Source organism: Salipaludibacillus sp. HK11, from assembly GCF_047795645.1.
GTDB lineage: Bacteria > Bacillota > Bacilli > Bacillales > Salisediminibacteriaceae > Salipaludibacillus.
Genome location: NZ_CP181045.1, coordinates 1,452,400 through 1,469,913, shown reverse-complemented (window position 1 = coordinate 1,469,913; position 17,514 = coordinate 1,452,400). Strand labels below are relative to the sequence as shown.

Annotated in this window: 18 protein-coding genes; 13 read left to right on the top strand and 5 right to left on the bottom strand. The window is 37.8% G+C overall.

The window, feature by feature from the left end; all coding sequences use genetic code 11:
- Window positions 1–61 precede the first annotated feature (61 nt).
- From ACM26V_RS07270 to ACM26V_RS07255, 4 genes are all read left to right on the top strand, one after another.
- Window positions 62–1,570 (top strand): BCCT family transporter, encoded by a 1,509-nt coding sequence (locus tag ACM26V_RS07270; RefSeq protein WP_416151815.1) that lies wholly within the window; start codon window positions 62–64, stop codon window positions 1,568–1,570.
- A 97-nt stretch (window positions 1,571–1,667) separates the two neighbouring features.
- A complete protein-coding gene (locus ACM26V_RS07265; protein ID WP_416150758.1) occupies window positions 1,668–2,072 on the top strand; it encodes a hypothetical protein in 405 nt (134 codons plus the stop codon).
- A gap of 368 nt (window positions 2,073–2,440) precedes the next feature.
- Entirely contained in the window at window positions 2,441–2,962 is a 522-nt protein-coding gene (locus ACM26V_RS07260; RefSeq protein ID WP_416150757.1) for an RDD family protein, read from the top strand.
- Between the two features lie 153 nt (window positions 2,963–3,115).
- Complete coding sequence (locus tag ACM26V_RS07255) at window positions 3,116–4,147, top strand: serine hydrolase domain-containing protein (protein ID WP_416151814.1); 1,032 nt, start codon at window positions 3,116–3,118, stop codon at window positions 4,145–4,147.
- 47 nt (window positions 4,148–4,194) lie between these two features.
- On the opposite strand, the gene ACM26V_RS07250 is transcribed toward ACM26V_RS07255, so the two are convergent.
- Window positions 4,195–4,689: a L,D-transpeptidase family protein gene (locus tag ACM26V_RS07250; RefSeq protein WP_416150756.1), complete on the bottom strand. Its 495-nt coding sequence runs from the start codon at window positions 4,687–4,689 to the stop codon at window positions 4,195–4,197.
- A 278-nt stretch (window positions 4,690–4,967) separates the two neighbouring features.
- On the opposite strand from ACM26V_RS07250, the gene ACM26V_RS07245 reads away from it, so the two are divergent.
- The 6 genes from ACM26V_RS07245 to ACM26V_RS07220 all read left to right on the top strand — a co-directional run bounded on the left by ACM26V_RS07245 (window position 4,968) and on the right by ACM26V_RS07220 (window position 11,623).
- Entirely contained in the window at window positions 4,968–5,969 is a 1,002-nt protein-coding gene (locus ACM26V_RS07245) for an LLM class flavin-dependent oxidoreductase (protein WP_416150755.1), read from the top strand.
- Between the two features lie 127 nt (window positions 5,970–6,096).
- On the top strand, window positions 6,097–6,783 hold the full coding sequence (locus ACM26V_RS07240) for a hypothetical protein (protein WP_416150754.1): 687 nt from the start codon (window positions 6,097–6,099) through the stop codon (window positions 6,781–6,783).
- 101 nt (window positions 6,784–6,884) lie between these two features.
- Entirely contained in the window at window positions 6,885–7,352 is a 468-nt protein-coding gene (locus tag ACM26V_RS07235; protein WP_416150753.1) for an isochorismatase, read from the top strand.
- Between the two features lie 310 nt (window positions 7,353–7,662).
- Window positions 7,663–7,965: a hypothetical protein gene (locus ACM26V_RS07230; protein ID WP_416150752.1), complete on the top strand. Its 303-nt coding sequence runs from the start codon at window positions 7,663–7,665 to the stop codon at window positions 7,963–7,965.
- 563 nt (window positions 7,966–8,528) lie between these two features.
- Window positions 8,529–9,944 carry a group II intron reverse transcriptase/maturase gene (gene ltrA, locus ACM26V_RS07225; protein WP_416150751.1) on the top strand — a complete coding sequence of 472 codons (1,416 nt, stop codon included), beginning with the start codon at window positions 8,529–8,531 and terminating at the stop codon, window positions 9,942–9,944.
- Between the two features lie 80 nt (window positions 9,945–10,024).
- Complete coding sequence (locus ACM26V_RS07220) at window positions 10,025–11,623, top strand: IS1182 family transposase (RefSeq protein ID WP_416150750.1); 1,599 nt, start codon at window positions 10,025–10,027, stop codon at window positions 11,621–11,623.
- Between the two features lie 2 nt (window positions 11,624–11,625).
- On the opposite strand, the gene ACM26V_RS07215 is transcribed toward ACM26V_RS07220, so the two are convergent.
- The 4 genes from ACM26V_RS07215 to lexA all read right to left on the bottom strand — a co-directional run bounded on the left by ACM26V_RS07215 (window position 11,626) and on the right by lexA (window position 15,597).
- Window positions 11,626–13,221, bottom strand: coding sequence for a catalase (locus ACM26V_RS07215; protein WP_416150749.1), 1,596 nt, complete (start codon window positions 13,219–13,221; stop codon window positions 11,626–11,628).
- 82 nt (window positions 13,222–13,303) lie between these two features.
- A complete protein-coding gene (locus ACM26V_RS07210; protein WP_416150748.1) occupies window positions 13,304–13,633 on the bottom strand; it encodes a YolD-like family protein in 330 nt (109 codons plus the stop codon).
- On the bottom strand, window positions 13,630–14,862 hold the full coding sequence (locus tag ACM26V_RS07205) for a DNA polymerase IV (RefSeq protein WP_416150747.1): 1,233 nt from the start codon (window positions 14,860–14,862) through the stop codon (window positions 13,630–13,632). The genes ACM26V_RS07210 and ACM26V_RS07205 overlap by 4 nt, the downstream gene beginning before the upstream one ends.
- Window positions 14,863–14,973: 111 nt before the next feature.
- Window positions 14,974–15,597, bottom strand: coding sequence for a transcriptional repressor LexA (gene lexA / locus ACM26V_RS07200; protein WP_416150746.1), 624 nt, complete (start codon window positions 15,595–15,597; stop codon window positions 14,974–14,976).
- Between the two features lie 218 nt (window positions 15,598–15,815).
- Between lexA and ACM26V_RS07195 the strand changes: the two genes are divergently transcribed.
- From ACM26V_RS07195 to ACM26V_RS07185, 3 genes are all read left to right on the top strand, one after another.
- Entirely contained in the window at window positions 15,816–16,124 is a 309-nt protein-coding gene (locus ACM26V_RS07195; RefSeq protein WP_416150745.1) for a LysM peptidoglycan-binding domain-containing protein, read from the top strand.
- On the top strand, window positions 16,121–16,789 hold the full coding sequence (locus ACM26V_RS07190; protein ID WP_416150744.1) for a recombinase family protein: 669 nt from the start codon (window positions 16,121–16,123) through the stop codon (window positions 16,787–16,789). The genes ACM26V_RS07195 and ACM26V_RS07190 overlap by 4 nt, the downstream gene beginning before the upstream one ends.
- A gap of 222 nt (window positions 16,790–17,011) precedes the next feature.
- On the top strand, window positions 17,012–17,257 hold the full coding sequence (locus ACM26V_RS07185; protein WP_416150743.1) for a DUF896 domain-containing protein: 246 nt from the start codon (window positions 17,012–17,014) through the stop codon (window positions 17,255–17,257).
- The last annotated feature ends 257 nt before the right edge of the window (window positions 17,258–17,514 follow it).

Sequence of the window (17,514 nt, the reverse complement as noted above, 5' to 3'; positions counted from 1 at the left end):
AATTCTTTGTGGCGTAGGAGGGAAATTTGTGAATAATACTGCGAAAATTGATTGGGCGGTAATGGTAATTAGTGGCGGCTTGCTTGTACTGTTTGTGATTGCTTCCCTTATAAGTGCAGAATTCGTAGGAGATATGGTCGATGTATCTTTTGGCTATGCTGCTGATTATTTTGGAGCGTTTTGGCAATTATTAATGCTTGCAACTTTTATTGTCGCGATGGGATTAGCTTTTTCTAAGTATGGTCATATTCGGCTCGGCAAGATGAAAGATCCAGAATTAAGTACATTTAAATGGATTGCGATCATCATGAGTACGTTATTAGCGGGAGGTGGTGTTTTTTGGGCAGCAGCAGAACCGATGTACCATTTCTTAGAAACGCCGCCGATGTACCCTGGTATTGAACCTATGACAGAAGAAACTATCATACCGGCATTGGCGCAATCTTTTATGGATTGGGGTTTTCTCGCTTGGGCTATTTTAGGGACTTTAGGATCGATTGTTGTCATGTATGGCCATTATGACAAAGGATTACCTTTAAAGCCACGAACATTGTTATATCCACTATTTGGTGAAAAGATAATCTATAATAGTACACTTGGAACGTTGATTGATGCTTTTTCAATTCTTGCCGTTGCTGCAGGTACGATAGGTCCGATTGGATTTCTTGGCCTTCAAGTAGCTTATGGATTTGAGTCGCTTTTTAATATTCCAAATATATTCTTCACACAACTCCTTATTGTAGTCGGACTAATCACGATTGCTACGATATCAGCAGTGACAGGGATTTATAAGGGGATTCAAATATTAAGTCGGTTTAATGTTATTTTTACACTTGTTTTAATAGTAGCGGTGTTGATACTTGGACCCGGTTGGTTCATTGTTGATCAATTTATTGGCACATATGGTGTCTATGTGAGAGACTTTTTACCGATAAGCTTGTATCGTGGTGACCATGGTTGGCTAGCATTTTGGACGATATTCTTCTGGGGGTGGTTCATTGGCTATGGGCCAATGATGGCGATTTTCATTGGGCGTATTTCTAGGGGAAGAACGTTACGTCAGTTAGTTATTGCTGTTGCAATTATTGCACCAATTGTCACTAACTTTTGGTTTACCGTTGTGGGAGGTACTGGAATCTTTTTTGAGTTAGAAAACTCTGGTTCTGTTTCTGAAGCGTTATACGATGGTGGGATGCCTGCTGCAACGATTTCTATTGTTGAACAATTACCGTTTGGAACACTAATGGCTGCCGCGTTTCTTCTCGTAACAATTGTTTTTGTTGCGACTACAAGTGATTCGATGTCATACACAATTTCAATGGCTATTACTGGGAGTAGCATTCCACCTAGGAGTCTTCGTATATTTTGGGCGGTGATTATGGGGACGGTCGCTGTAATCCTTTTATACATAGGCGAAGGCAGTGTGAGTGCACTTCAATCATTTATTGTCGTTACTGCTGTTCCTGTTTCTTTTATCCTTTTACCACTTATATGGCTAGCGCCAAAGGTTGCTCGCATCTTGGCGATTGAACAAGGTATTATTAGTGAGAACAAAAGACCAAATCCTTAATCCTTACTTCACAACTATTCCTTTCGCATAGAAATAATTGTAATGAGCATGATAAATATAAAGGATTTCAGAAAAAATGAGTGGAGGTCTTTATTTCATGACAGATCAAAATATCCAATTTCAACTACCAGAAGTTGCTCAGTCGGTTGAACAAGCTCAACAAGCTGTTGAACAAGTACAAACTAGCTTAACTCAAGAGGATATCCAACAAGCACAACAAACAATAGAACAAGCAAATCAACATTTACAAAGTATTGAAACTACGGATCTTCAGGAACAACAACAGTTGGCACAAGCACAACAAGATGTTCTTCAGGCTGCTGAACAACTACAACTAGAAAATCAACAATTGTTGCAAGCTCAGCAACAGGTAGAAACGGAAACCCAGCAGTTACACCAAGCGCAACAGCAAGTAAAACAAGAACAACAGGATGTTCAACAAGCGCAGCTTAAAGCGCAACAGGCAAAAGCAAAGGCGATGGAGCTAAAAAACAGACCATAATAAAAAACATTTTTCCGAGAAAAAGGGCGAACATTTAAATTGTTAAATGTTCGCCCTTTTTGATTTGAAGAGGAATCAGGAAAAAATAGATTTATTAGTTGTGGATAAGTATTGAGTATCATATATCATAAAGGGAGGGAGTGGACACGTTGCGTTGCGAATTTTATTGAATTTTGTTTTGTGTTGGAAGGATTGATTTATATGTCGGAATTTGCTGCCTATATGTAGCAATGTAACGTTTATCTGTAGGAATCAAAAAAAGTGATATGCGCGATTGTTAGTCTGTTATTATATAAGGAGATGCACGTCGTTATCTACATAGTTTCTATATTAATCATCGCAAAAATGATCTAAAAGAGGTTATGTTTATGAACGCTTCATTTCTACTACGCTTAAAAGCTTTTTTGATCGATTATCTCCTTATTCTGGTATACTTATTTGTGATTTTTGTCGGGAACATATTCTTGTTTCCTTCGTTGCAAGATTTTTTCACTGGATCGTTAATTGTAGCTCAACTTACTGGTTTTTTGATGGTTACATTACCAATATCACTTTATTTTATTGTCAGTGATTCGAAGATTGGTAGACAGTCTTATGGGAAAAAGAAAACCGGTATCCAAGTTGTCGACAATGCCGGAGCGCCTCTTTCAATGAAACGAATAACTTTGCGAACGGTTATTAAATTTGCCCCATGGGAGTTGTCGCACTTTCTTGTTTATCGACTCGTATATATTGCAGATGGAGAAGTACCAATCCTATACTACATTATCGGTGGTCTTATTTATTCGCTCATATTTGCATATATTTTATTCGCTATTTTCACAAAAAAGAAACAATCTATTTATGATCTAATTGCTAAGACGCAAGTGGTCAAATTGGAAGATAGATAAAGCAATATTGCTTTATCTATCTTTTTTAGTCTATAAAAATAATTTTTATTTTTATGCAACGTTTATACCTCACTCAATTTATATATTTTCCCAAAATTATACATAAGAACATACATTCGTGTTATAGTTATATTTAGGTTTAAAAGAGGGAGGATTCATATGGAGTTGAAAAATATTAATGAGCGAATGAAAAATTATCATGTATTGGGGTTAAGTACTGCCTTGATTAATCGCGGTCAAATTAGTGAAACAAAATGCTTTGGAGTTCTTGAAGCTGGTACAGATAGAAAGGTAGATTGCGATTCGATTTTTTCGGCTTGTTCAGTTAGTAAATTTGTAACATCGATGTTAATTATGAAATTAGTAGAACAAAGCATCCTTGATTTAGATGAAGATGTGAATAACCGTCTCACTACTTGGAAAGTTGCTAATAATGAATGTACTAAACGTAAAAAAGTAACATTGCGTAATCTACTAAGTCACCAATCAGGTATTATTGATCCAAAAGCGAGTTTCTGTGAATTAGATGTCAGCAAAACCTTGCCGGAAATGGTTGAGATACTAGCAGGAAGAAGCTTGTATTGTAAAGAAAGTATTAAAGTTACGTACGAGCCTGAGAGTGACTTTCAATATTCTGATGCCGGATTTTGTGTCATACAGCAACTAATCGAAGATATTTTTGCGAAGCCTTTTGAATTGGTTATAAAAGAACAGATATTTGAACCGTTAAATATGAAAAACAGTACAGTAGAGCAAACGATAACCATAAGCGACAATTTTTCATGTGGGCATAATAAAAACGGTCATATTGTGAAAGGGAAATATCCGATATATCCCTATCCAGCAGCTTGCGGATTATGGACAACGCCTTCGGACTTGGCTATTTTAGTAATGGAATTAATCAACTCTTTAAAAGACGATAGTATATTGGGTCTTTCAACAAGTCAGGCAAAAGACATGATGACTTCACAAGGTGGTAAAGCATGGACTGGATTGGGCGTTTTTCTTGATGGGTCAGAACATGAATTGGAAATTTCTTCATTGGGTTGGGGTGTCGGTTTTCAATGTATGATGGTGGCTTCACCTTTTTTAGAAACGGGTGCTGTGATCATGACAAATGCAGAATTGGGCGTTCATCAAATGGATGGGATTATCGGAGAAATATATAAATCGCTTAAATCTTAATCGTCAAAAGCTATCTTATTGGCGTACTCAAGAAAAGTATCTTGGTTTTATGGACGTATCGTGACAGGTGTACCGATAGGAACAATCATAGCTAATTCTTCTACGTCTCTGTTGTACATGCGAATGCAACCTCTTGAAACAGCTTGGCCAATGGAGGCGGGGTCATTTGTTCCATGGATACCGTAGTGTTGTTTCGATAAACTCATCCACATTGTGCCGAAAGGTCCTCCTGGATTAGGCGCTTTATTGATGATAATAAAATTTCCTACAGGTGTTTGGTGTAGGATTCTTCCTACTGCAATCGGATATTGTTTTTGCATGATGCCATTTAAGTATAATGTTAGCTGACGCTGGTTGATGGAAACATCAATCTGATAAGGGATAGTATCAGTTGATGGAAAACCAGGTATAACAATCAATTGACCAGGATAAATCAGATTCGGATCAATACTTGGATTTGCCTGGATGATCTCTCCTAGTGGGGTGCGATAGTCGATAGAGATTTGAGTCAGTGTTTCGCCAGGTTGAATTGTATGAATCATAGAAATCTCCTTTCTGGATGTTAGCCGTATAATTCATTCTATGTAGGAAGGTGATTTTTTTTCATTAAGATTTATTCTAGGGGGATTTGAAAATAATTAGAAGATGCCCGTTCAAAACTATTGTGGGGCTTTATTTCTCTAGATTTTACTCGTCATATTATCCTTTTGACTTAATATTAACTTTCCTCATATGATCCTCGGCCAAGCATTTAAGTTTGTTTCCACTGTTTTAATTGATACTATTAGGTGGAAACTTAATCAAGAAAGGACAAATTTAAATGACAACGATAAATATACCTGTTTCAGTTTTAAATCTCGTACCGATTCGCAAAGGTCGCCAAGGAAAAGAAGCGATTGAGGAAATGGTTGATTTAGCACAAGCAACGGAAAAAATGGGCTATACGCGATATTGGATTGCTGAGCATCATAATACACCAACGCTTGTAAGTTCAGCTACGGCCATGTTAATTAAACATACGTTAGAACATACAGAACAGATCCGCGTTGGTTCTGGTGGCATTATGCTACCTAATCATGCGCCTTTAGTTGTAGCAGAACAATTTGGAACGATGGCAACCATTTATCCTGATAGATTAGACTTAGGTTTAGGTCGTGCACCTGGGACAGACATGGGAACGGCAAGTGCTTTAAGACGATCTCAGCATGATGGAGTGCATACCTTCCCAACTGATGTGAATGATTTACTGACGTATTTTGGGCCTGAAAAGATTCAAGGTCAAACAAAAGCGTATCCAGGTGTCGATACGAATATTCCGATTTATATTCTCGGGTCATCGACAGATTCAGCGGTATTAGCTGCAAAACTAGGCTTGCCGTATGTGTTCGCTTCACATTTTGCACCTAGGTATATGGAAGAAGCGATGTCGATTTATCGGCAACAATTTAAGCCATCCGAATACTTGGACTCTCCATACATGATTGTATGTCTCAATGTGATCGCAGCCGAAAGTGATGAAGAAGCTGACTTTGAATTAACAACAATGCAACAATTTTTCTTGAATGTTGTTAGAGGTGCTGGAGCGCCTTTAAGTCCTCCAGTTAAGAACATGGATACCATTTGGAGTCCTCAAGAAAAAGAAATGGCCTCTTCTATGACTAGTGGAACGATTTTAGGTAGTAAAGATTCGATAAGAGAACAATTGACTAGTTTTCAAGAGAAGTATCATGTCGACGAAATCATGGCAGTATCTTATATCTATGATCCAGAAAAGCAAAAACGTTCTTATGAAATTCTTAAAGCAGTTGTTGATGGGAAATAAAGAATGATTATATTTAAGAATTAGCAGAAAAAATCGTACGGTTCCGTACGATTTTTTTCTGATACAATGACTTCGAGTAAGTGAACTCAATTGTTAATTTTTATAATTGTGAAGTAGGGGGATCTCAATGAATGCACTAAAACTAGATAAGTTGTTTTATCAATTGAAGAAGACGGATGATATATCGGGCTTGAATATTCAGATTGAAACTAAAATTCCTGAAGCGATGCCTGACTTCGGTAAATTGCCTATATTTGAAGAAATAGATAAACAATATGTGCGGAGACTTGAAGCATGTCTGAAAAGTGCTTATCAAAGTGCGGGGATGTTTGGGTTTGTATCATGGAAATGGGTAAATCCTTTTGTTGATTGGATCGATGATAAACGATGTCTTGAAATTATGGCAGGACGAGGGTGGTTGACCTATGCTCTGAAACAGAAGGGAGTAAATGTGGTTGGGACTGATAATTATTCGTGGTTTGGTTCGGATTTATGGAACGTACCTTTGACGGACATTCTAGCCCTGGATGCAGTTGATGCAGTTCGTACATATGGGAAAGATATTGATTTATTAATTTGTTCTTGGCCTTGGTTAGATCAGACGATGTATCAAGTAGCTAAGCTATTGTCCGAAATTAATCCTAGTGCACGGATTGTTTATATTGGTGAAGGATGGGGTGGGTTGACTGCAGATGATCACTTTCATCAACATTTTAAAGAAATCAAAGATGATGTTTTTGAAATGCGGGTCAAGTCTAAGTATGAACAATGGGACATGCATCAGGACCATATGATGTTGGGGAGATTTATTTAAATTGCTGGTGTTGAGAAAATAGGGGGTTAGAGTAATAGCGGGTATGGATTTTGGAGTCCGAATTGCAAATACCAATCTAATTAAGAAGGTGGGGAAGTTAAATGTTTACAGTGAAAGAAAAATATGTTCCAAGACCAATAAGATTTATAGAGTTGTGGGAGATTGAAGGTTGGAAAATTAAAGTTTATGGAATTTCTACTAAAAAAGAATACCCTGACAAAAATAATATCGTTCTTGGTAAAAAAATTGCTGTCGAACAATTAAACAACATTGAAATTCAAACCGAGATTTATCAATTGGGATTCATCATCATTCATGAAACTCAGGAAGGTGTGTTCATCTTAATTGATTATTGGACAGGAGAAAACATGTTGTGCAACCATGCTTTTTATAAGGATTATAATAGCACCACTATATCCTATCTCACTCCTACTGGTTTGACTGCATGCGTTTGGGAATTAAGAATCATTAATTTTGAGAGAAATGCTTGGGTAGAGCATATTCTATTAAACGACCAGGATGTAAACATTAATAATTATTTAAAGGATGCATTAAACGAAGATATTTAATAACCCTAGCTTTTTTTAGCTAAAGTGATATCAAACTCTTAATTTTCACTAGAAAAGCAGATGTACCAATATGTTAAGACTGTTCTTCTGTAGTTCATCTACTGGGGATCATTAATTATGAAGAAACACTCAAATTATCGTTATGGGGTAGATAGTATTTTTTCATAGTTTACCTTAACAGTGTGGAGAATTCTATAATGTATCTTTAATAAGTTTGATAGGGGCATTTAAGTGAAATAGATGGTGTAGAAAGATTGCTATATTAAGTTGTAGTGAATCTTCATTTTCAAAACCTCAGGAGGTATTTATCATGAAAAAGAAAACAGTCTTAACAGCAGTATCTGCAGTTCTATCATTAGGAATTCTTGCGGCGTGTGGAGATGACGAAAACAATGTCAATGACACGAATGACTTTAATGGTGGTAATGACATCGAAAGTAATGGTGAAAACAATTTCGATATTAACGATGATGGTGGCATGAACAATGATTTTAACGAAAACGATGGTGGTAACATGAACAATGATTTCGAAGATTTGGACGAAAATAATGATGAGAGTCTAGATGGTGACTTTAATGATGACTTGAACGATACTGGTGACAACAACTTGTAATCGGTTATCCAGCTTAAGTTTTTAAGCTTTCAAATAGATCAGTAACTATTTAAGTTTCATCTTGTGTGACCCCCCTTAATTTTAATTAAATAGATAGACCGTCAGTGCTTATAGCACTGACGGTCTTTTTAAGTGTGCCCGGCATGTCTAACAACTTGGTGGTGAAAGTCCACTACAGGCTTGGTAGTAGGAACTGTTAGCGGAAGGCAAGGGTGTCCATCGTGAGGTGGAATCTGAAGGAAGCCGGAAGCAAAATCCAGGGGTGACGAATAGAAATTGGATATAAGGCTGAATAGAGAAGGATAAGTTTGCTTAACAAAATGAAGTCCTATACTACCCGAATCTCTTACAGTAAATCCAGCACCTATATGGGAGGAAAGTGGTTAGACTTACCCGGGGAGGCCTTACAAGGGTTCCCGACAAGAGGGAAGGAATTTCCCACAGGAACAATTGTGTCAGTGATGGTATGATGAATTGTAAGGAGTCAGCCGAAGCCATAGTAGTCCGAAAAGAGGATGAAGGGCTGAACAATAGTAATCTTGGAAGCCGTGGAGGTGAGGGAAATGCAAAAACCACAGACAACATCAAAAGATGGCTATCTACAAGAGAATAGGATGGAATCCGAAGGTACAGTAGAATTGTGTAGTATTTCTCATGGTGAAACGGAAAGAAGAGATGGTGTGAGTCGTCTGATCAATAATGTAGCCAGTCGCTCTAACTTGAGTCAAGCTTATAAAAAAGTGAAGGCGAACAAGGGAGCTCCTGGGGTTGATGGAATGACTGTGAATGAATTGTTTGCTTATATCGTTCGAAACAAAGAAGAACTTATAGAACAGATAAAAACAGGTTCATATGAACCACAACCCGTTAGACGTGTGGAAATACCAAAACTGGATGGGTCAAAAAGAAAGCTTGGTGTACCAACGGTACGTGATCGACTTGTTCAACAAGCGATTCTTCAAGTTATCGAGAAGAAAATAGATCCGACGTTTTCGGATAGTAGTTTTGGTTTTAGACCTAACCGTAGTGCTCACGACGCAATGAATTGCGCGAGAGAATACTATAAACAAGGATATCGAACAGTAGTAGATATCGATATGAAACAATATTTTGATACGGTTAATCATGACAAACTCATGTTTCATTTGGAAGAGCACATTAAGGACAAAACAATCCTTACACTCATACGAAAATTCCTAAGCAGTGGTGTATCTATTAATGGAACAATTATCCCTACTGATATCGGTGTACCTCAGGGTGGAAACATTTCACCGATATTGAGCAATCTTTATCTTGATCAATTCGATAAAGAATTAGAGAAACGTGGACACAAATTCGTTCGGTATGCGGATGACTGTAATATCTACGTAAAAAGTAGAAAAGCAGGAGAGCGTGTCATGAAAAGCGCTACGACATTCCTTGAGGATAGACTAAAACTCACCGTTAATCGTGAAAAGAGTGAAATAGGAAGCCCCACGAAACGAAAGTTTCTAGGTTTTTGTCTACACACTACAAGACAAGGTGTAGGATTTCGCCCTCATCAAAAGTCTAAAAGAAACTTTGAGAAAAAGCTTAGGCAGCTCACCAAACGAAAGCGCCCAGGTAATATACGCCAGATTATCAAAGAAATTAATGAGGTAACAACTGGATGGATTAATTACTACGGGATTAGTTATATGAGAGGCTATATCAAGAGTATTGATCAATGGATCAGACGACGGATTAGACAAATCATATGGAAACGCTGGAAAAAAGTGAAGACGAAATATAAAAGTCTTATGAAACTCAAAGTACCAAAACAAAAGGCTTGGGAATGGGCAAACACACGAAAGGGTTACTGGAATATCTCGTGTAGCTTTATTCTACACCGAACCATTACAAACAAAATTCTCGAAGGAATTGGTTTAAAGAACTTAAACCATACCTTCGAGAAAACACACTCAAGCGCCGTATACGGATCCGTACGTCAGTCTGTCTAACAATTATTAATAAATTTTGTTTTTTTGCATGAAAATAGATGCCTTTTGTCGAACCTCTATATCAAAGGAGATGAGTGAGTATGCCTTATATCGTAGGTGAAGATAGACATCAAATTTATTTACTGCCAAATACGTTGGACGACTTTGTAAATGAAGAAAACCCTGTCCGAGTTATCGATGCTTACATCGATAGTTTGAACTTAGAAGAATTGGGATTTCAAGTATATTCGGGCATCAAAGCTGGGCAAAAGCCTTATCGTCGAGAAGACTTACTCAAGCTCTATCTTTACTGTTATATGAATGGCATTCGTTCCTCTCGCAAGATGGAAACCGAAACGAAAAGAAACATTGAACTAATGTGGCTAATCAATAAGCTCCAGCCGGACCACGGTACTTTATCTGCTTTCATGAAGAACAGCAAAACTGCAATAAAAAATCTGTTTAAAGAGTTCACCTTGATGTTAAAAGGTTTTGGGTTAATCGATGGTCAACTGGTCGCAATTGACGGAACAAAATTAAAGGCGAACAGCTCTAAAAAACAACACTTTAATGCGAATATTATCAGTAAAAAGCTAGAGCATATCGATGAAAAAATCGATTCATATTTGCATGATTTTTTAACAGAGGACAATCTTCAAAAAAAGCAAGAAATCACCGAAAGGTTAGAGTCCTATCAAGAAAGAATTCACGAGCTGCAGGTATTTAAACAAGAACTCAAGGAAACAGGTGAAAAACAACTTTGTGTTACTGATCCAGACGCCAAATCCATGAAAAATAACGGGAAGCATGAAGTTTGTTTCAATGTTCAAACTACCGTGGACAGCAAGTATAAATTAATTGTGGACTGCGATACTGTCAATGATGTCAACGATCAAGGGCAATTGTCCAATATGGTGAAGGAAACAAAGAAAATCTTTCACGATCAAAAAACTACGGTTCTGGCCGATACAGGCTATTATAACTACCTTGAGATTATTGATGTTGTCGATGAGAGCACCGAACTCTTAATTAAGTCGCAAAAGGGAAAACAAAACAAACTAGCCAGCGGGTTTGATAGAACGAATTTTTCATATGATACTATAAACGATAGATATATTTGTCCGTTGGGTTATGAGTTACCTTTTAAATGGAATGGCAAGCAGAAAGGGAAAGAGTATAGGCGTTACACTTGCACAAACTTCGATACATGCGGACAAAAAGAATCCTGCACCTCTGCCAAAGGAGGAAGATCAATAACTAGATTAAAAGACGAGGAAGTAATCGAACAGATTACGGAAAATACGCGTAGTCAAAGTGATATTTATAAGCAAAGAGGTGCGATAGTTGAGCATCCTTTTGGGACGATGAAACGTCACTGGGGCTATACATACTTTTTAACACGAGGGTTGGAATCAGTAAGCACTGAGACCAATTTAATTTGTCTTGCCTATAATTTTAAGAGAATAATTAAAATAAAGGGAGTGAAGAAGCTCATACGTCACTTTAGAGACCGAGCTCGCAGAAAATTTCTATGCACAAGGTTTATTCGAGTAAAATTGTATAAATCCCGCTTTAAAGATTGCTTAAATAACCAATTGTTAGACAGACTGACGTACGGTGGTGTGAGAGGTCGGGGGTTAATACCTCCTCCTACTCGATTTTATTTAGAGAACTACAGCAAGTGCGATTATTGGAATTAAACTTAATATGGATCCGACGGGTGACCTTCTTCTTCAGATTGTTTTATCGCTGACTCGGATTCTGTGGATCCGATTGGATTGCGGTGACTTGAGTCTTCCTCATCACGGGTCATTTTTAACTTATCTTCGACTCTTTGTCCATAATCAGCGTCGGCTTGTTTAAAGTTGTTGATCATTTGTGTTTGGATTTCTTCTCTACAAGGCTTTAATGCAGAAACTAAGTTGGAGATGAGTTCTTCTTTCTCAAAGTCGCTAAAACGTCTGTACGTTTCACCAGCCTGACCAAAGTTATTTTCTCTATCGATCGATGCTCTTTTCATTTCTCCTTCGACATAAGGTGTATGGTCTTTTCCGTCTTGTTCGGCTTCTTTTAATCCACCAATGATGGAAGGTTCGTAGTTGACGTGTGGATTTTGTTTCATACCTTTGTCTACTTTGTATTCCATTTGTCCACCGCGTTGATTTGTCGCGACATGTTTTTTAGGTGAATTGATCGGTAATTGTAAGTAGTTTGAGCCAACACGATATCTCTGCGTATCTGAATACGAAAAGGTGCGACCTTGAAGTAATTTGTCATCGGAAAAATCCAAGCCATCTACAAGCACACCAGTACCAAATGAGACTTGTTCTACTTCAGCGAAATAATCTTCAGGGTTTTTATTTAATACCATTTTTCCGACAGGTTGCCATGGAACATCCTCTTTATACCAGATTTTTGTCGGATCAAGCGGGTCAAAATCGAGCTCAGGATGATCATCATCACTTAGTATTTGCACAGAGAGCTCCCATTCTGGGTAATCCTCACGTTCAATCGCTTCATATAAATCTTGTGTAGCATGATTGAAGTTTTTCGCTTGAATCGCTTCTGCTTCTTCTTGAGTTAAATTTTTTATTGGATGTTTTGGTTCCCAATGATATTTAATTAATACTCCTTTACCTTCTTTGTTGACCCATTTATACGTGTTAACCCCTGACCCTTGCATGGAGCGGTAGTTAGCTGGAATCCCCCATGGTGAGAAAAGAAACGTAATCATATGTGTCGCTTCAGGAGACTGCGAAATAAAATCAAAAATTCGCTCTCCATCCTGAACATTTGTGACTGGATCAGGCTTGAAGGCGTGAATAAGATCCGGAAATTTGAGTGCATCTCTGATAAAAAAGATTTTTAAATTGTTTCCGACTAAGTCCCAGTTACCCTCATCTGTATAGAATTTCACTGCAAATCCTCTAGGATCTCTCAATGTTTCGGGTGAAGCAGTGCCATGTGTAACAGTTGAAAAGCGAACAAAAACAGGTGTTCGCTTTCCTTTTTCTTGAAAAAGATTGGCTCTTGTATACTTGGAAATAGGTTCGTCCCCAACTGTTCCGTAAGCCTCGAAGTATCCGTGGGCACCGGCTCCTCTAGCATGGACGACTCTTTCTGGAATTCGTTCACGGTCAAAGTGACTAATTTTTTCAAGCAAATCGTAATTTTCCAAGGTTGTTGGACCCCGATTACCGATCGATCGTAAATTCTGGTTGTCCGTGACAGGGTGGCCCTGTCGATTTGTCATCGTTTCTTCGGTTTCATTTTTTGAGTGTCCAGCTTCTTCATTCATTGAATTTCCTCCCACTATGTTTTTATATTTTTACATATAGTGGTAGTTTTTCGAAAAAAGCAGAATTTATACTTTATTGCAATCATGATAACTTTTCGATTTTTTTCAGTTCTCTTACATGAATCCACTGACCGTTTATTTTTAATCGTTTCAAGTGGTGATCCATGTGGTCAATCACGCCGGTTATCTCTTGATCAAACCCGTCTCTCCAGTAGACGACGGTCACATGTAGCATATGGTTAAGCGAATCGGTGGCAATCAAACTAAACTCTGTCAAATCATCTTCCTCAAGTGAAGGTCGAGGATCTTGTTTTTTGCTTTTTTTTCGGTTACGCAACGCTTGGATGTGTTCGGGCAGCATCATCCTACTTCCTTCCCACATGAGATTTCCCCGTTTTAAATAATCGCTCATTTGTAATGGCCTCCAATTTTCGCAGAGCGTTCTAATACCTGACTAGCAGGTAATAAGGATGTTGCGCGCATTACCGCGGTTTTCCCATACTTGTTCGTAATTTCATCGGTTGTATAGCCTAAGTTGATTGATTGAGAACGATCTTGTTGAAACAAATTTAATTGGATTGATTGATCACTCGTTAAATTAGTAAGTGAGACATGCAAACGACGAATAGGTTGTTGATCCCAAAAGGTTTCAAGTAATTCACAAGCATGGCGGAAGACTTCCATCGTCATATTTGTTGGTTCTGGCATTTTTTGTTGGCGATGAAATCCAGTAGGGAGGTCGTAATTTGCCCCGGATAAACTTAACGAGACTGTTTCGGCCATCACTCCAGCCATACGTGTTCTTCGACAAACCTCTTCACATAGTTCTAATAATACGACTTTGATTTCTTTTTTTTCACTGTAATCGCGCGGCAGTGTCATGCCGTTACCAATTCCTTTTTGACTATTTGTCGATGAGAGAGAAATAGGAGAGTAATCGACACCATGGGCATTCATCCAAAGTACTTGGCCATGAATGCCCCATAGCTTTTTGATTTTATTGACATCGGTTTGAGCCAATTCACCAATTGTTCGAATCGCTCTTCTTCGCAAATGTTGCGACATTTTTCCGCCAGCTCGAAACAATTTTTCAATAGGCAGAGGCCAGAGCGTTTCTTGGATGTTTTCTTTTTTTAACCAAAAAATACCGTTCTGATTTTTTTTGGAGAAGTTATCGCATGCCATTTTAGCGAGCACTTTGTTTTCACCAATTCCGACTCGAGCAACGACTTTCAATTTGGAATAAATTTCATGTTGAACATGTTCGGCAATCTCATAAGGAGTGCCGAAGAGTTTTTGGGAGTGCGTGATATCCATGAACTGCTCGTCGATGCTATAAGGTTCGACCAAATCAGTGAAACTCTCCAAAATATCAGTAATTGTGATAGAGTTATCGATATATTCTTGCATATGAGGTGGAACGGTAACTAAGTCCGGACACTTTTGTTCCGCTTCCCATAGTCGTTCTCCATTTTTTATACCATATGTCTTTGCGAGTGGACAGGCAGCTAAGATAACACCGGAGCGCCGCGTGGGGTCACCTGATACAACTAAAGGACGATTCAAATCTTGGTAGTGTTTTGCCTTTTCAACGGATGCAAAAAACGATTGCATATCAACTAAGAAAATGACTTTTTTCATTGGTGTATTCCTCCTTCTCTTTAGAATACCGAAAAAAGAAAAGAAACACAAGAACGTTTGTTCTTATTTAGAACAAAAAAGAAAAACGGGCATAAGCCCGCTTTTAAATAACTAGTGAATTGAACGGAAAACACCGATCACTCTTCCTAAAATATGTACGTTCGTCAAGATGATCGGGTCTAGTGTAGAGTTTTCAGGTTGGAGTCTAATGTGATCTTCCTCTTTGAAGAAACGCTTCACTGTAGCTTCATCTTCGTCTGTCATTGCAACGACAATATCCCCATTGTTTGCAGAATTTTGCTGCTTAACGACGACATAATCGCCATCAAAAATTCCAGCCTCAATCATAGAATCTCCTGAAATTTCAAGAATAAAAGATTGCTCGTCTTGAACAAAACTTGCAGGTAAAGGCAAGTATTCTTCGACATTTTCAATTGCTGTAATTGGTTGCCCCGCGGTAACTTTACCGATGACGGGTATGTGTAAATACGGCGTTTCAGATATTGTATCTGATTTGTTTTCTAATCCAATAACCTCGATAGCACGCGGCTTTGTAGGGTCACGGCGAATGTAACCTTTTTTTTCTAACCTTGAAAGGTGACCATGTACAGTTGAACTTGAAGCAAGTCCAACGGCTACACCAATTTCTCGGACAGAAGGTGGATATCCCTTAGCTTTCACTTCTGATTTAATAAATTCCAAGATTGATTGCTGACGGGATGATATTTTTGACATATGAAACACCTCTTTAAAAGATTTTTATACTTTATCGTTGTTCTATTAAACGCTTGTCCAACATAGGCATGACTAAGATCATATATAGAGTACAGGAACATTATACCATGAGAACACGAGTTGCGCAAACGAACGTTCTTATCATTTCTCTTGACACGAACACTCGTTCTAAGTATAGTGGTAAGGGAACAAACATTCTTATTTGAGGTGATGATGAAATGAATCGTATTTTACGTAAAAAATTAGACGGGTCTATTCTTATTTTGCTATTATCAGTTGTATTATTTTCGTGGACTCACTTCTCTGACAGAGAACAAGAGTCAGATTATTATATGTCGTCCCAATGGACGGTCTCACAGGGTGAATCATTATGGACGATTGCAAGCAGTGCTACGAACGAGATGGGATTGACGATTGAAGAAGCAATTCTTTGGATAAAAGATGAAAATAAATTAGATGATGAAGCAATTTACCCAGGGCAGACGTTAAAGGTTCCGGTGGAGATGAAAGGTGTTGCAAAAGATTGAAGGGGATTATTTATGTAAGAGTAAGTACGGAAAAAGAATCACAGGAGTCATCGATTGTTCGACAGAAAGAGGAGCTTACTTCTGCAGCTGAAAAATGGGATATCCAAGTGATTGATGTCATTGAAGAACGGGCAAGTGGTTATGAAGTAGACCGTGATGGAATGCTGTCTGTATTGGATCGTTTAAAAGAAGAAGAGGCAAGTATGCTACTTGTACAAGATGAAACAAGACTAGGAAGAGGTAACGCCAAAATTGCTCTGATTCATCAGTTAAATAAGCTGAATGTTTCGATTTATTCTTTGAAAGATGATGGAGAACTCATTCTTTCTGAAACGGATACAATGATCTTAGATATTGTCGCGATCGTCGAAGAACACCAAAGAAAACTTCATAATGCGAAAATAAAAAGAGGCATGAAAAGGGCTGTAGAGGCAGGGTTCTATCCCCATAAAAATTTAGCACAGTCAGACAATGCTGGGGGGAGAAAGCGATTAGAAGTTCCAATTGATGAAATTGTTAAACTTAGAGGTAACGGGCTGACGTTTCATGAAATAGCGGCCATGTTAAGAGGTTTCGGTTATTCAATATCGAAAGCTACCGCTCATCGGAGATATCAAGAGCATAAGTATAAAGAAGAAATGGACATTTCGGAAAATAGAGAATAATATTTGCCTTCGTCTCAAAGGATATTTGAGTGGAGGATGATATTGATTTTATCAGGTACCATCGGAACACGGTGAAGTGATTTGTGAAGAACGTACGAAGGTGACGCTGCAAGTAATTCTAAATTTCTCTCTGATACCCGTTATAGATAGACGGTTTTACTTGAAATGGTCTTGATAGTTTATTAAGATGAAACGAGCATTTCAGTAAATGGAGGAATTCGTGTGCTTAATAAAGATAAGCTTCAACGTATTAATGAACTAGCAAAAAAATCAAAATCTGATGGTCTTTCATTGAAAGAACAGCAGGAACAAAAAAAACTTCGAGAAGAATATTTGAAAAATGTTCGTAAGTCATTCAAAAATCAATTATCTTCCGTTAAAGTTGTCGATGAGCAAGGAACAGATGTGACACCAAAGAAGTTAAAAGAAGAACAAAAGAAGAATGAAAATAATGGACCACTCCATTAGTAAAGGCGTTCTCAAGCGTCTTAGTAATTAAAGAATAGTCTGCCTTCGGAGAACAAAATAAGCTTTAATAACTAACTAAAGTGATTTATCCGCTTTAGTGATTTTGTTTGTTTGAAATGAAATTCACTTTATTTTTTGTCGAAAGCAGTTAAATTGTTCATAAACTTATCTGATTTTATCGTTAATTAACGGTTGTCTAACCTCTCCAAAAAGTATATGATTAAATTATATTTGATACATAAAAAAAGAAAAGAGGC

Coding starts and splice junctions, on each gene's coding strand:
- ACM26V_RS07250 (WP_416150756.1), bottom strand. CDS start 4,689: ATGATTCATACAATTCAACCTGGCGAAACACTGACTCAAATCTCTATC.
- ACM26V_RS07195 (WP_416150745.1), top strand. CDS start 15,816: ATGAATCGTATTTTACGTAAAAAATTAGACGGGTCTATTCTTATTTTG.
- ACM26V_RS07240 (WP_416150754.1), top strand. CDS start 6,097: ATGAATGCACTAAAACTAGATAAGTTGTTTTATCAATTGAAGAAGACG.
- ACM26V_RS07230 (WP_416150752.1), top strand. CDS start 7,663: ATGAAAAAGAAAACAGTCTTAACAGCAGTATCTGCAGTTCTATCATTA.
- ACM26V_RS07260 (WP_416150757.1), top strand. CDS start 2,441: ATGAACGCTTCATTTCTACTACGCTTAAAAGCTTTTTTGATCGATTAT.
- ACM26V_RS07270 (WP_416151815.1), top strand. CDS start 62: ATGGTAATTAGTGGCGGCTTGCTTGTACTGTTTGTGATTGCTTCCCTT.
- ACM26V_RS07245 (WP_416150755.1), top strand. CDS start 4,968: ATGACAACGATAAATATACCTGTTTCAGTTTTAAATCTCGTACCGATT.
- lexA (WP_416150746.1), bottom strand. CDS start 15,597: ATGTCAAAAATATCATCCCGTCAGCAATCAATCTTGGAATTTATTAAA.
- ACM26V_RS07265 (WP_416150758.1), top strand. CDS start 1,668: ATGACAGATCAAAATATCCAATTTCAACTACCAGAAGTTGCTCAGTCG.
- ltrA (WP_416150751.1), top strand. CDS start 8,529: ATGCAAAAACCACAGACAACATCAAAAGATGGCTATCTACAAGAGAAT.
- ACM26V_RS07235 (WP_416150753.1), top strand. CDS start 6,885: ATGTTTACAGTGAAAGAAAAATATGTTCCAAGACCAATAAGATTTATA.
- ACM26V_RS07215 (WP_416150749.1), bottom strand. CDS start 13,221: ATGAATGAAGAAGCTGGACACTCAAAAAATGAAACCGAAGAAACGATG.
- ACM26V_RS07220 (WP_416150750.1), top strand. CDS start 10,025: ATGCCTTATATCGTAGGTGAAGATAGACATCAAATTTATTTACTGCCA.
- ACM26V_RS07210 (WP_416150748.1), bottom strand. CDS start 13,633: ATGAGCGATTATTTAAAACGGGGAAATCTCATGTGGGAAGGAAGTAGG.
- ACM26V_RS07205 (WP_416150747.1), bottom strand. CDS start 14,862: ATGAAAAAAGTCATTTTCTTAGTTGATATGCAATCGTTTTTTGCATCC.